Here is a 12,907-nt window from a genome sequence, read left to right as displayed (position 1 = left end):
CGTGCGGACGACGATGCCACGGTTCGTGTCGGAGCGCTCCGTGTCGCCGTGCACGTGGCTGTGCCGATCCCGCAGGAAGTGTGGAAAAAGTGCAGAAAGGAGGGCAACAAGGTGAGTGCCGCTCCCCTCAGGGCGCTGACCGGGCTGGGGCGGGATGCTCCGTGCGAGGATCGGTCGTCCAGCGGAGACTTACGGAAGGCAGACCGTGGCCGAGCAGCTTTACGCCACTTTGAAGACCAATAAGGGCGACATCGAGATCCGGCTTCTGCCGAACCACGCGCCGAAAACGGTCAAGAACTTCGTAGAGCTCGCTGCGGGCGAGCGTGAGTGGACCAATCCCGAGACCGGCGGGAAGTCCACCGACAAGCTGTACGACGGCACTGTCTTCCACCGCGTCATCAGCGGTTTCATGATCCAGGGCGGCGACCCGCTGGGCAACGGCACGGGCGGCCCCGGGTACGAGTTCGGCGACGAGTTCCACCCCGACCTCGCGTTCAACAAGCCGTATCTGCTGGCGATGGCCAACGCCGGTCCGGGCACCAACGGCTCGCAGTTCTTCGTGACCGTGTCGCCCACCGCTTGGCTGACCGGCAAGCACACGATCTTCGGCGAGGTCGCCGATGAGGCGGGCAAGAAGGTCGTGGACGCCATCGCCGCGGTTCCGACCAACCCGCGCACCGACCGTCCGCTCCAGGATGTGGTGATCGAATCCGTCGTCATCGAGATCCGCTGACCGGGCGGAGCGGCCGGTCAGCGGGGTCGATGACCCGATGGGCCGTGGTCCCGGCCCGGGGAACCAACCGCCCTGCTCATCCGTACTGTTACATAACGGGCGAGCGGGGCGGCCGCATGTGTGCCGCCTCCACGGACGAGGACCGAAGGGGCCGTGACCGATGGAGCAGCAGCCGCCGAAAGACCGGGACAGGTCCGTGGCTGCGGGCGGTCCCCCCACGTGTTACCGGCATCCGGACAGGGAGACGGGGGTCCGCTGTGCGCGGTGCGAGCGGCCGATCTGTGCGGACTGCATGGTCGAGGCCTCGGTGGGCTTCCAATGCCCGGAATGCGTCCGCGAGGGTTCCGGTACGGGCCACCACACCGCGGCGAACCGGCCTCGGACCCTGGCGGGCAGCAGTGTCGTGAACGACCCGAGGCTGATCACCAAGATCCTTCTCGGTATCAACCTCGCCGTCTTCGTCGCGGTCCTGATCGCCGAACGGTCCGGGTACCCGCTGGTCGAGGATCTGCTGCTGTTCGGCCGCGCCTACTCGGGCGATCTGTCGGCCGGAATCGAAGGAGTGGCCGAGGGGCAGTGGTACCGGCTGCTGACGTCGATGTTCCTGCACCAGGAGGTGTGGCACATCGCGTTCAACATGTTGGGGCTGTGGTGGCTCGGCGGCCCGCTGGAGACCGCCCTGGGTCGTGGCCGCTACCTCGCGCTGTACCTGCTCTCAGGGCTCGCGGGCAGCGCGCTCACCTATTGGATCGCCGACCCCGCACAGGGCTCGCTCGGTGCTTCGGGTGCTGTCTTCGGCCTGCTGGGCGCCACTGCCGTGCTGATGCGCCGGATGAACTACGACATGCGGCCGGTGATCGCGCTCCTCGTGGTGAACCTGATCTTCACCTTCAACCCATGGGGTGCGATCGCCTGGCAGGCGCATGTCGGTGGTCTGGTCGCCGGGGCGCTGATCGCCGTCGCCATGGTCCACGCGCCGCATGAGCGCCGGAATCTTGTGCAGTACGGCGCCTGTGCGTTGGTCCTCGTGGTGGTCGTGGCGGCCGTCCTCATCAGGACAGCGGCGCTCACCTGAGCGGAATCCGTTGCTCCAGGCGTGCAGTTGTCCACAGAGCGTGCCGAATCTTGTGCACGACGCGTGGAACAGGTGTGCCCCTTGTCGCTGAACTGGGTTCTACCAGTCAGGACAAGGGGCGTACCGGCCCGCGCTGCGTAAGTGAGTAGTCACACCAGCGTCAACGTGGAGGGAGGTTATCCACAGATCGTCTGACCTTTTCCCCCGCCTGTGGATAACTCTGTGGGTAACTTCAGGGCAGAGCTACTTCCACTGCGTGGAAACGCCGAAGCCGCCGGCGATGAAGCCGAAGCCGACGACGATGTTCCAGTTGCCGAGAGCGTCGACCGGCAGGTCGCCCTCGGTGACGTAGAAGACCACGATCCAGGCCAGACCGATGAAGAAGAGCGCCAGCATCACCGGCGCCACCCAGCTCCGGTTGGTCAGCTTTATGCTCGTCGACTGCTTCGCCGGCGGAGGCGTGAAGTCTGCCTTCTTGCGGATACGTGACTTCGGCACGAGGGACTCTCCTGTCGATGCGCTGCGTGACCGCGCAGGGATCTGTGGCTGGCGCCGGGGCGCAAGGGGGAATGCTGCCTCCCCGGGGCGTCCGTTAGCGTAGTGCTTCCGTGGCGCCTAAGGAGATAAGGGTACGTTGAGTAATTCTGCCGAATCTCATCGAGGCCCGGCCCGGCGCGTGTACCGATGGCCGGTCCAGGGTCTCACCGCTGCCGTTTTCGCGTTGGCCGGGCTGATCTTCGTCACCAGTGCCAATACGGCCAAGGGGACCGATATCCGTACCGACTCCTCTCTGCTGAAGCTCTCCGATCTCATTCAGCAGCGCAGCGAGAAGAACGCGGAGCTGGACGAATCGACCGCTTCCGTGCGCGCGGACATCGACACCCTCGCCCGGCGGGACGACGGGAGCACCCGTGCCGAGGACGCCGAGCTCGAGGCGTTGGAGAAGGCCGCCGGCACCACGGAAGTCGCCGGTGAAGCGCTCGCCGTCACGCTGAACGACGCCCCGCCGAACGCCACCGCCAAGCCTGGATACCCGGAGCCACAGCCCAACGACCTGGTCATCCACCAGCAGGATCTGCAGGCTGTCGTCAACGCTCTCTGGGAAGGTGGGGCCCGTGGGATCCAGGTCATGGACCAGCGGCTGATCTCGACCAGCGCGGTGCGCTGCGTCGGCAACACGCTGATCCTGCAGGGGCGGGTCTACTCACCTCCCTACAAGGTCACCGCCGTCGGTGACCGGGGAAAGCTGAGGCAGGCGCTCGACGACTCCACGGCGATCCAGAACTACCAGCTGTACGTCAAGGCGTACGGGCTGGGATGGAAGGTCGAAGAGGATGACAAGCTGACACTCCCCGGCTATTCGGGCACCGTCGATCTCCATTACGCACAGCCCGCGGAGTAGGTCGCCGGGCACCCCACGCGTACAGGTGCCCGTGCGGCACGCGCAGGGCTGTGCCGGACACCGGGCAGCGGCTTTCCACAGGCGACCCACGCCTGCGCCCCGGCCGTTTAGTCTGGTGCCGTACCGAATGGAGGCAACAGCATGTACGGCTGGATCTGGCGGCACCTGCCGGGCAACGCATGGGTGCGGGGGTTCATCTCGCTCGTGCTGGCCCTTGGCGTTGTCTACGCGCTCTTCCAGTACGTCTTCCCCTGGGCGGAGCCACTGCTTCCGTTCGGTGATGTGACGGTGGACGGCGAAGACACCAGCGGAGCGGGGCACGGCCAGTGAGCGCACGCATTCTCGTCGTCGACAACTACGACAGCTTTGTCTTCAACCTCGTCCAGTACCTCTACCAACTCGGTGCCGAGTGCGAAGTGGTGCGCAACGACGAGGTGACCACGGCGCACGCCGACGACGGCTTCGACGGGGTCCTTCTGTCGCCCGGGCCCGGTGCACCCGAGCAGGCGGGCGTCTGCATCGAAATGGTGCACCACTGCGCGCGGAGCAGGGTCCCGGTCTTCGGCGTCTGCCTGGGAATGCAGTCGATGGCCGTCGCGTACGGCGGTGTGGTGGACCGCGCGCCGGAGTTGTTGCACGGCAAGACCTCCCCCGTACTGCACGAGGGCAAGGGGGTGTTCGCCGGTCTGCCGTCCCCGTTCACCGCGACGCGTTACCACTCCCTCGCCGCCGAGCCGGCGACGGTTCCGCCTGAGCTCGAGGTCACCGCACGTACCGCCGACGGCATCATCATGGGCCTGCGCCACCGCGAACAGGCCGTGGAGGGCGTGCAGTTCCACCCCGAATCGGTACTCACGGAGCACGGCCACCTGATGCTCGCCAACTGGCTCGAGCAGTGCGGTGACGAGGGAGCCGTCGGGAGATCGGCGGGGCTCGCCCCGGTGGTGGGCAAGGCCGCCGCGTGACCTCGCTCCGCCCCCACGCCGGGCAGGAAGGCCCGTACGCGCAGGGAGCGCACGAGCCCGACGGCACGTTCGAGGCGGCGGTGGAGCAGCTCGCGGATCCGCTGAACGATCCGTTGCCGGGGCAGCTCGCGGATCCGCTGGGCGATCCCCTGCCGGGTCAGCACGCCTCGTCCTGGTTCCGGGCGGATACCGAGCAGGCCGACGGCGGGGCCCAGCAGATGCCTCAGGCGGCGGCTCAGGGGCCGGCGGAGCCCCCGGGCGAGTGGTACGACCCGGAGGGGTATCAGGGGGACTGGTACGGGCGCCAGGGCCCGCAAACCCCCGAACAGGGCAGGGTCCAGGCTGCGGCGGTGGCAGCCGAGCCGGTAGCACCTGACCCCGCGCCGGTAGCGCCTGACCCGGCCCCCGAGCCCTTCCTCACCGGCGTCCCTCCGGCCACGGGCGACGAGACCGTCGCCCTGCGGACCGCCGATACGCCGCGCGTGTCGCGGCCGGCCGGGTCCGGGGCCTCGGAGTATGCCCCCGAATTCCCGCCGACAGGCGGCCGGGCCGAGCGCCGGCGGGCAGCCAAGGGGCGTGGCAGACGACGGGGTGAACCCGCGCGTGCTGCGGAGCCCGGGGCGTCGGAGCCCGCGGTCCCGATGTCACGGCTGGAGGCCCGGCGCGCGGCCCGTGCCGCCAAGGACAGCCCCGCCGTCGTGGCCAGCCGGGTCGCCGGCGAAGTGTTCATCACCTTCGGCGTGCTGATGCTCCTGTTCGTCACGTACCAGCTGTGGTGGACCAACATCCGCGCCGATCAGATCGCCGGCCGGGAGACAAGCAAGATCCAGGACGACTGGGCGAACGGCGAGCGCAGCCCTGGCACCTTCGAACCCGGTCAGGGATTCGCCGTCATGCACATCCCCAAGCTGGACGTGGTCGCGCCGATCGCCGAGGGCATCAACAAGGAGAAGGTCCTCGACCGTGGCATGATCGGTCATTACGCCGAGGGCAAGCTGAAGACCGCGATGCCTTCGGCGAAGCAGGGGAACTTCGCGGTGGCGGGTCACCGCAACACCCACGGTGAGCCCTTCCGCTACATCAACAAGCTGAATCCGGGCGACCCGATCGTCATCGAGACGCAGGACGCTTATTACACGTACGAGATGGCCAGCATCCTTCCGCAGACGTCGCCGTCCAATGTGGCCGTGATCGACGAAGTCCCCCCGGGCTCCGGGTTCACCGGCCCGGGCAGGTACATCACGCTGACGACCTGCACCCCGGAATTCACGAGTACGTACCGAATGATCGTATGGGGCAAAATGGTCGACGAACGACCGCGCAGCAAGGGGAAGCCCGACGCGCTCGTGGGCTGAACATCATCACGACAGGGACGGTGCGGTGGCAGCGAGGACCGAGCACGAAGAGCGCACCGACGAACCGGTGACCCCGGTACGGCGCAGGAGCCGCCATCCCGTCGCTACGGCGGTGAGCCTCTTCGGTGAACTGCTGATCACCGCCGGGCTGGTGCTGGGCCTGTTCGTCGCCTACTCACTGTGGTGGACCAATGTGCTCGCCGACCGTGAGGCCGACAAGCAGGGCAACACCGTCCGCGACCGCTGGGCGGGCGGCCCGGGAGCCCTGGACACCGGGGAGGGCATCGGCTTCCTGCACGTCCCGGCCATGAAGAACGGCGAGGTGCTGGTCAAGAAGGGCACCGACACCGAGACGCTCAACAACGGCATCGCCGGCTACTACACGGACCCTGTGAAGTCGGCCCTTCCCTCGGACGCGCAGGGCAACTTCTCGCTCGCCGCGCACCGGGACGGGCACGGTGCCAAATTCCATAACATCGACAAGGTGAAGAAGGGCGACGCGGTCGTCTTCGAGACCAAGGACACCTGGTACATCTACAAGGTCTACGCGGAGCTTCCGGAGACATCGAAGTTCAACGTCGCCGCGATCGCCCCGGTGCCCGAGGAGTCGGGCGTGAAGAAGGCGGGCCGATACATCACGCTGACCACGTGTACCCCCGTCTACACGTCGAAGTACCGCTACATCGTGTGGGGCGAGCTGGTGCGGACCGAGAAGGTGGACAGGGACCGCACGAAGCCGGCGGAGCTGCGGTAGTCACGGACGAACGCAGAGGACCCCGGCCACCTCAGCGGTGACCGGGGTCCTCTGCGTTCGTCCGTACGGCGCCGGGCGGGTCAGTCCTCCGAGCCGGACGAGCCGCCGAAGATGTTGCCGCCCCCGTTCCCGCCCGTACCGCCAAGGGTGGTGAGGGTGACCGTAGAACCCTTGGCCACCGTGGAGTTGGGCCCGGGGTCGGCCTGCACCACCAGGGCGTTCGGCTTGTCGGACGAGTTGGGTGCGAGTGCGACCACGAGGCCCAGGCCCTCGAGCATGGCCTTCGCCTCCGAGTACCGCTTGCCCATGACGTCACCCGGGACGGTGACCTGCTCGGGCGGGGCCGGACCCTTGGAGACCTTCAGGACGATCTGAGCGTCCTTGGCCTGCTTGCTCGGCCCCTCCGGGGTCTGGCCGACAACCATGTCCTTCGGCTGTTCGGAGTCGACGTCCTGCCGGACGATGTTGGTGAAGCCGATGCCCCGGAGCTGGGATTCCGCTTCGGCGTACGTCCGGTTGAGAACCGGCAGATCGAGCAGCGACTCCTTGGCCACCGTGATCGTGACCTCGCTTTCCTTCTCGACCTTCGTACCGCCCTCGGGGTCCTGCTTGGTGACTGTGCCCGGATTCGCCTCGGACTCCACGGCGGTGACCTTCACCGTGAAGCCCTCGTCCTCCAGCTTCTTGCGGGCGCTGTCCTCGGACTTCTCCAGGACGTCAGGCACCTCGATCTTGGGAGCTCCGGTGGAGACGACGACCGTCACGGTCTCACCCGTCTCCATCTGGCCGTCCGGGGACGGGGTCTGGCTGCAGATCTGATCCTTCTCCTGAGCCTCGCAGGGTTCCTTGGAACCGACCTCCAGCTTGATCTCGGCGTTGTCCGCGAGTTTCTGCGCCTCCGCGACCGTGGAGCCGATCATGTTCGGCACGTCGAACTTGTCCCCGCTGCCGGTGCCCTCGTTGGAACTGAAGATGTAACGGCCGATCAGGATCGCGCCGATGAGCACCAGAACGCCGGCGACGACCAGGAGGATCGTCGAGGTGTTGCTCTTCTTCTGGCGCCGGCGCCCCGGCCGGTCGTCGTAGCCGTAGCCGCCGTCGTCCGGATTGACCGGGGGCAGCATGGACGTCTGGGCACCGCCCGGGTCTGCCGACCGCAGCGCTGTGGTGGGCTGCTCGTTGCCGTAGGCGTCGTATCCGCCGTAGCCCGCCGCGCCCATGGCCGCTGTGGCCGCGACCGGCTGGCCGTCGAGGCAGGCCTCGATGTCGGCGCGCATCTCGTCGGCCGACTGGTAGCGGTAGTCCGGGTCCTTGGTCAGCGCCTTCAGGACGATGGCGTCCATTTCGGGCGTGATCTCGGGGTCGAAGTTGCTCGGAGGCTGCGGCTCCTCGCGTACGTGCTGGTACGCGACCGCGACGGGTGAATCCCCGACGAACGGGGGCCGGACCGCGAGCAGCTCGTAGAGCAGGCAGCCGGTGGAGTACAGGTCGGAGCGTGCGTCGACCTGCTCGCCCTTGGCCTGCTCGGGGGAGAGGTACTGGGCGGTGCCGATGACCGCGGCGGTCTGGGTCATCGTCATACCGGAGTCACCCATGGCGCGGGCGATACCGAAGTCCATGACCTTGACCTGGCCGGTGCGCGTCAGCATGACGTTCGCCGGTTTGATGTCGCGGTGGACGATCTGCGCGCGGTGCGAGTACTCCAGTGCCTGGAGGATCCCGACCGTCATTTCGAGGGTCCGCTCCGGCAGCAGCTTGCGGCCGGAGTGCAGGAGTTCTCTGAGCGTCGACCCGTCTACGTACTCCATCACGATGTACGGGATGGAGACGCCGTCGACGTAGTCCTCGCCGGTGTCGTAGACGGCGACGATCGCGGGGTGGTTGAGCGAGGCGGCAGACTGGGCCTCACGGCGGAACCGTGCCTGGAAGGACGGGTCGCGGGCGAGGTCGGCCCGGAGCGTCTTCACAGCGACGGTGCGGCCGAGCCGGGTGTCGTGCGCGAGGTAGACCTCGGCCATGCCACCACGGCCGAGCACCGAGCCCAGCTCGTACCGGCCGCCGAGGCGACGCGGCTCTTCCATAACTGATCCAGCCCTCTCCGTCAGTCCCGACCGCACCCGTGTGTGGTCCGGCGGTGCGCTGTTCGCGCATACGCTACCGGGCGCTCCCGTCGCGATCGGCCCGCACCCGTCAGCTGATATCCGACCGGTATCCCAATGTGCTGGTGTGGACAGAAGTTGTGACGGGTGTCACTACTTTCCGTCGAGTACCGCCTTCATCACGCTCTTGGCGATCGGTGCGGCCAGACCGCCACCGGAGATGTCGTCCCGGTTGGCGTTGCCGTCCTCGACCACCACGGCGACGGCGACCGGGGAGCCGCTGTCGGTCTTGGCGTACGAGATGAACCAGGCGTACGGCTTCTCGCTGTTGTTGAGGCCGTGCTGTGCGGTACCGGTCTTGCCACCGACAGTGACGCCGTCGATCTGCGCGTTGGTTCCCGTGCCGTCCTTGACCACGGTCTCCATCATCTGCTGCACCTTCTGGGCGTTCTCCGCCGAGAGCGGCTGGCTCAGCTGCTCGTTCTCGTGCGTGTAGATGACGTCCAGGTTGGGGGCCTGACGCTGGGCGACCATGTACGGCTGCATGAGCTTGCCGTCGTTGGCGATCGCGGACGCCACCATGGCCATCTGGAGCGGAGTGGCGCGGTTGGACGCCTGGCCGATGCCCGCCATGGCGTTCTGCGGCGGGTTGTCCTTCGGGTAGACGCTGGCGTCGGCACGGACCGGAGTGAAGACCTCTTCGTTGAAGCCGAACTTGTCGGCCTGTTCGATCATCTTCTCGTTGCCGAGGTCATCGCTCATCTTGCCGAAGACGGTGTTGCAGGACCAGCGCAGGGCTTCCCGGAGCGAGGCGTTCTTGCAGGGGATGCTGCCTTCGTTCTGAAGCAAGTTGGTGGACTGCGGGAGACGCCAGGGCAGCGGGGAGTTCGTCTTCGCGTCGATGTCGGAGTAGAGGCCGTTCTCCAGCGCCGCGGCGGCCGTGACGACCTTGAACGTGGAGCCGGGCGGGTAGGTCTCCCGCAGGGCCCGGTTCAGCATCGGCTTGTCCTTGTCGGCCAGAAGCTTCTGCCGGGCGTCGGAGTCCTTCATCGAGTTGCCCGCGAAGACCGAGGGGTCGTACGAGGGCGTGCTGGCCAGCGCCAGGACGGCGCCGGTCTGCGGGTCGAGCGCGGCAACGGCGCCTTTCTTGTCGCCCAGCCCCTCGAAGGCGGCCTTCTGGGCGGCACCGTTGAGGGTGGTGACGATGTTCCCGCCGCCCTTCTGCTCACCGGTGAACATCGAAAGGGTGCGGTCGAAGAACAGGTCGTCACTGTTGCCGGTGAGGATGCCGTCCTCGATGCTCTCCAGCTGTGAGGAGTCGAAGGCCTGCGAGGAGTAACCGGTGACGGGGGCCCACATGGGGCCGTTCTTCCAGACACGCTTGTACGTGAAGTCGCTGTCCGTGGTCTCGACCGAGCCGGTGACGGGTTCGCCGTCGACAATGATGTTGCCGCGCTCGTGTGCGTAGCGCTCGATCTGTACGCGGCGGTTGTGCTCGTTCGCGTTGAGCTCGTCGGCACGGACGTACTGGATGTAGTTGGTGCGTACCAACAGGGCAAGGACGAGGATGCCGCAGAAGATCGCGATCCTGCGGAGCGGCTTGTTCACGGTCGTACCACCTGGGTCATCTCGGCATCCGATGACGGTGCGGGGGCCGGGGCCGGCCGCCGGGCTGTGTCGCTGATTCTGATCAGGATGCCGATGAGGGCCCAGTTGGCGATGACGGACGAGCCACCGGCCGCGAGGAACGGCATGGTCATACCGGTCAGCGGGATGAGTCCCATGACACCGCCGGCGACGACGAAGACCTGGATGGCGAAGGAGCCGGAGAGGCCGATCGCCAGGAGCTTGCCGAACGGGTCGCGGGCGGCGAGTGCCGTGCGGACACCGCGCTCGACGATCAGGGCGTAGACGAGAAGGACCCCCATCATTCCGGCGAGGCCGAGTTCCTCCCCGACGGTGGCGAGGATGAAGTCGGAGTTGGCGGCGAAGCCGATCAGGTCGGAGTTGCCCTGCCCGAGACCGGTGCCGAGCGTGCCGCCGGAGCCGAAGGCCATCAGGGACTTTGCCATCTGCTCGCTCGCCGCCTCCTTGCCCCAGCCCGCGAAGGGGTCGAGCCAGGCGGTGACGCGGTCCTGGACATGTGGCTCGAACGTGGCCACACCGACGGCACCGGCCGCCGACATCAGCAGGCCGAAGACGATCCAGCTGGTGCGCTCGGTGGCGACGTACAGCATGACGACGAACATGCCGAAGAACAGCAGTGAGGACCCCAGGTCGGTCTCGAAGACCAGGATGAGGATCGAGAACGCCCAGACCATGAGGATGGGGCCCAGGTCGCGGCCTCGGGGCAGATAGAGACCCATGAAGCGGCGGCTGGCGAGGGCCAACGCGTCGCGCTTGACCATGAGGTAACCGGCGAAGAACACCGCGATGATGATCTTCGCGAACTCTCCCGGCTGGATCGTGCCGACGCCAGGAATCTTGATCCAGATCTTGGCGCCGTTCACGGCGGGGAAGAACATCGGAAGGATCAGCAGAAACAGCGCGACCAGCATGGAGATGTAGGTGTAGCGCTGCAGGATGCGGTGGTCCTTGAGGGCGATGAGGACGCCGACCATCAGGGCCACACCGACCGCGGAGAACATCAGCTGCTTGGAGGCGGCCGGGGCGAACGTCGAGATTGCCTGGAACCTCTCCGACTGGTCCAGACGCCAGATGAGGGCCAGACCCAGCCCGTTCAGCAGAGTCGCCAGCGGCAGCAGCAGCGGATCCGCGTACGGTGCGAATCTGCGGACGGCGAGATGCGCTATTCCGCCGAGCAGGGCGAGCCCGAGCCCGTACCCGAGCATGCCGGCGGGAAGTTCGCCGTTGAGGGCGAGGCCCACGTTGGCGTACGCGAACACCGAGATCAGAACGGCGAAGGCGACCAGCGCCAGCTCGGTGTTACGGCGGCTCGGCGCGTCGATCGCGCCGATCGTGGTGGTGTTGGTGACAACGCTCATGTGCTGAAGGCCCCCTACGGCTTACTGCTTACCGCACTGCAGGGCCAGCTTCTTCTCTTCCTCCGAGAGGCTGGGGCCGGGAGTGGGAGTCGCGGTCTTGGTCCCCTTGGCGGGAGACGTGGCTGACGTGCTGTCGGAGGCGTTGCCGGTCTCGCCCTTGTCCTTGGCGGCATTGGTGTCCGCTTCGGACGCGCGGCGCTGCGCGTCCTTCTTGCAGGCGGAGGCCTGCGCTTCGAGCTCGCTGATCTTCTTACGGGCATCGGTGAGGTTGCCCTGGGAGATGGTCGCCTCGACCTGCTTGCGCCAGTAGGGCGGGAGATACTTCAGTTCGATCTTGGTGTCCTCTTCGACCTTCGAGAGGGACACCCAGGCGAGGTCCTGGCTGATTCCGCGGAAAAGCGCGACGTTGTCGTCCTTCGCGCCCACGTAGAACTGCGTCTGGGTCCAGCGGTATCCGCCGTAGACGCCACCGCCGATGACGGCCAGCGCGAGCACGATGTAGAACGACCTCTTCAGCCATGTGCGACGGCCGCGGGGCTTGACGAAGTCGTCGTCGGCGTACGAGTCGAAGGCGCCGTCCGGACCGGAGCCGTAGCCCATGTCGTCGCCGCTGCCGGGAGGGCCGAAGCCACCGGCCGGCGGGGGCACGGGACGGCCGAGGCCGGCCGCGCGTCCCGCCGGTGTCTCCATGGCCCGGCCGTCGTTCGCTTGGGCGGCCTGGTTCTCGGCGACCGCGCCGACGATGACCGGCGTGTCGTTGAGCTGCGCTGCCAGGGTGTCGTTGCTGTCGACGTCCAGGACGTCGGCGACGATGCAGGTGATGTTGTCCGGGCCACCGCCACGCAGGGCGAGCTGGATGAGGTCCTGGATGGTCTCCTGCGGGCCCTGGTAGCTGGCCAGGGTCTCTTCCATCGTCTGGTGCGAGACGACGCCGGAGAGTCCGTCCGAGCAGATCAGATAGCGGTCACCGGCGCGGACCTCCCGGATGGAGAGATCGGGCTCCACGTGGTCGCCGCTGCCCAGGGCCCGCATCAGCAGGGAGCGCTGCGGGTGGGTGGTGGCCTCTTCCTCGGTGATCCTGCCCTCGTCGACGAGACGCTGCACCCATGTGTGGTCCTGGGTGATCTGCGTCAGGACGCCGTCACGCAGGAGGTAGGCACGGGAGTCGCCGACGTGGACGAGGCCGAGGCGCTGACCTGTCCAGAGCAGGGCGGTGAGCGTGGTGCCCATGCCCTCCAGCTGGGGGTCCTCCTCGACCATGACGCGCAGCTGGTCGTTGGCCCGCTGCACCGCCGTACCGAGCGAGGTGAGGAGGTCGGAGCCCGGCACGTCGTCGTCGAGCTGGACGAGCGTGGAGATCACCTCGGAGCTGGCGACCTCTCCGGCCGCCTGGCCGCCCATGCCGTCGGCGATGGCGAGAAGGCGGGGGCCGGCGTAGCCGGAGTCCTCGTTGCCTTCCCGGATCATGCCCTTGTGCGATCCGGCGGCGAAGCGCAGGGACAAGCTCATGCGCACCTCG

12 protein-coding genes are annotated in these 12,907 nt (G+C 67.3%); 7 read left to right on the top strand and 5 right to left on the bottom strand.

Annotation, left to right across the window (positions count from 1 at the left end):
- The first annotated feature begins 205 nt into the window (after window positions 1-205).
- Window positions 206-733, top strand: coding sequence for a peptidylprolyl isomerase (locus ACWD04_RS16910; RefSeq protein ID WP_451132573.1), 528 nt, complete (start codon window positions 206-208; stop codon window positions 731-733).
- Between the two features lie 160 nt (window positions 734-893).
- Window positions 894-1,808, top strand: coding sequence for a rhomboid family intramembrane serine protease (locus ACWD04_RS16905; RefSeq protein ID WP_451132571.1), 915 nt, complete (start codon window positions 894-896; stop codon window positions 1,806-1,808).
- A gap of 243 nt (window positions 1,809-2,051) precedes the next feature.
- Here ACWD04_RS16905 and crgA read toward each other — a convergent pair whose 3' ends face one another.
- On the bottom strand, window positions 2,052-2,306 hold the full coding sequence (crgA, locus tag ACWD04_RS16900; RefSeq protein WP_451132569.1) for a cell division protein CrgA: 255 nt from the start codon (window positions 2,304-2,306) through the stop codon (window positions 2,052-2,054).
- 136 nt (window positions 2,307-2,442) lie between these two features.
- On the opposite strand from crgA, the gene ACWD04_RS16895 reads away from it, so the two are divergent.
- The 5 genes from ACWD04_RS16895 to ACWD04_RS16875 all read left to right on the top strand — a co-directional run bounded on the left by ACWD04_RS16895 (window position 2,443) and on the right by ACWD04_RS16875 (window position 6,284).
- Complete coding sequence (locus ACWD04_RS16895; protein WP_451132567.1) at window positions 2,443-3,210, top strand: DUF881 domain-containing protein; 768 nt, start codon at window positions 2,443-2,445, stop codon at window positions 3,208-3,210.
- 141 nt (window positions 3,211-3,351) lie between these two features.
- Window positions 3,352-3,540 carry a hypothetical protein gene (locus ACWD04_RS16890; RefSeq protein WP_451132565.1) on the top strand — a complete coding sequence of 63 codons (189 nt, stop codon included), beginning with the start codon at window positions 3,352-3,354 and terminating at the stop codon, window positions 3,538-3,540.
- Window positions 3,537-4,175 (top strand): aminodeoxychorismate/anthranilate synthase component II, encoded by a 639-nt coding sequence (locus tag ACWD04_RS16885; RefSeq protein WP_451132563.1) that lies wholly within the window; start codon window positions 3,537-3,539, stop codon window positions 4,173-4,175. The genes ACWD04_RS16890 and ACWD04_RS16885 overlap by 4 nt, the downstream gene beginning before the upstream one ends.
- Window positions 4,172-5,530 (top strand): class E sortase, encoded by a 1,359-nt coding sequence (locus ACWD04_RS16880; protein WP_451132561.1) that lies wholly within the window; start codon window positions 4,172-4,174, stop codon window positions 5,528-5,530. Before ACWD04_RS16885 ends, ACWD04_RS16880 begins: the two co-directional genes overlap by 4 nt.
- 25 nt (window positions 5,531-5,555) lie before the next feature.
- Entirely contained in the window at window positions 5,556-6,284 is a 729-nt protein-coding gene (locus ACWD04_RS16875) for a class E sortase (RefSeq protein ID WP_451132559.1), read from the top strand.
- An 80-nt stretch (window positions 6,285-6,364) separates the two neighbouring features.
- Here ACWD04_RS16875 and pknB read toward each other — a convergent pair whose 3' ends face one another.
- The 4 genes from pknB to ACWD04_RS16855 all read right to left on the bottom strand — a co-directional run bounded on the left by pknB (window position 6,365) and on the right by ACWD04_RS16855 (window position 12,897).
- Window positions 6,365-8,365, bottom strand: a complete 2,001-nt coding sequence (gene pknB / locus ACWD04_RS16870) for a Stk1 family PASTA domain-containing Ser/Thr kinase (protein WP_451132557.1) — start codon at window positions 8,363-8,365, stop codon at window positions 6,365-6,367.
- 171 nt (window positions 8,366-8,536) lie between these two features.
- Complete coding sequence (locus tag ACWD04_RS16865; protein ID WP_451132555.1) at window positions 8,537-9,991, bottom strand: peptidoglycan D,D-transpeptidase FtsI family protein; 1,455 nt, start codon at window positions 9,989-9,991, stop codon at window positions 8,537-8,539.
- Window positions 9,988-11,388 (bottom strand): FtsW/RodA/SpoVE family cell cycle protein, encoded by a 1,401-nt coding sequence (locus tag ACWD04_RS16860; protein ID WP_451132553.1) that lies wholly within the window; start codon window positions 11,386-11,388, stop codon window positions 9,988-9,990. Before ACWD04_RS16860 ends, ACWD04_RS16865 begins: the two co-directional genes overlap by 4 nt.
- Before the next feature lie 21 nt (window positions 11,389-11,409).
- A complete protein-coding gene (locus ACWD04_RS16855) occupies window positions 11,410-12,897 on the bottom strand; it encodes a PP2C family protein-serine/threonine phosphatase (protein WP_451132551.1) in 1,488 nt (495 codons plus the stop codon).
- Between the last annotated feature and the right edge of the window lie 10 nt (window positions 12,898-12,907).

The organism is Streptomyces sp. NPDC002911 (genome assembly GCF_053591835.1).
Note: the sequence above shows the minus strand (reverse complement) of the source record. Positions and strands in the feature narration are given on the sequence as shown.

What these genes read in the sequence shown, in the direction of transcription:
- ACWD04_RS16905 (WP_451132571.1), top strand. Translation starts at nt 894, where the DNA reads ATGGAGCAGCAGCCGCCGAAAGACCGGGACAGGTCCGTGGCTGCGGGC.
- ACWD04_RS16890 (WP_451132565.1), top strand. Translation starts at nt 3,352, where the DNA reads ATGTACGGCTGGATCTGGCGGCACCTGCCGGGCAACGCATGGGTGCGG.
- pknB (WP_451132557.1), bottom strand. Translation starts at nt 8,365, where the DNA reads ATGGAAGAGCCGCGTCGCCTCGGCGGCCGGTACGAGCTGGGCTCGGTG.
- ACWD04_RS16860 (WP_451132553.1), bottom strand. Translation starts at nt 11,388, where the DNA reads ATGAGCGTTGTCACCAACACCACCACGATCGGCGCGATCGACGCGCCG.
- ACWD04_RS16855 (WP_451132551.1), bottom strand. Translation starts at nt 12,897, where the DNA reads ATGAGCTTGTCCCTGCGCTTCGCCGCCGGATCGCACAAGGGCATGATC.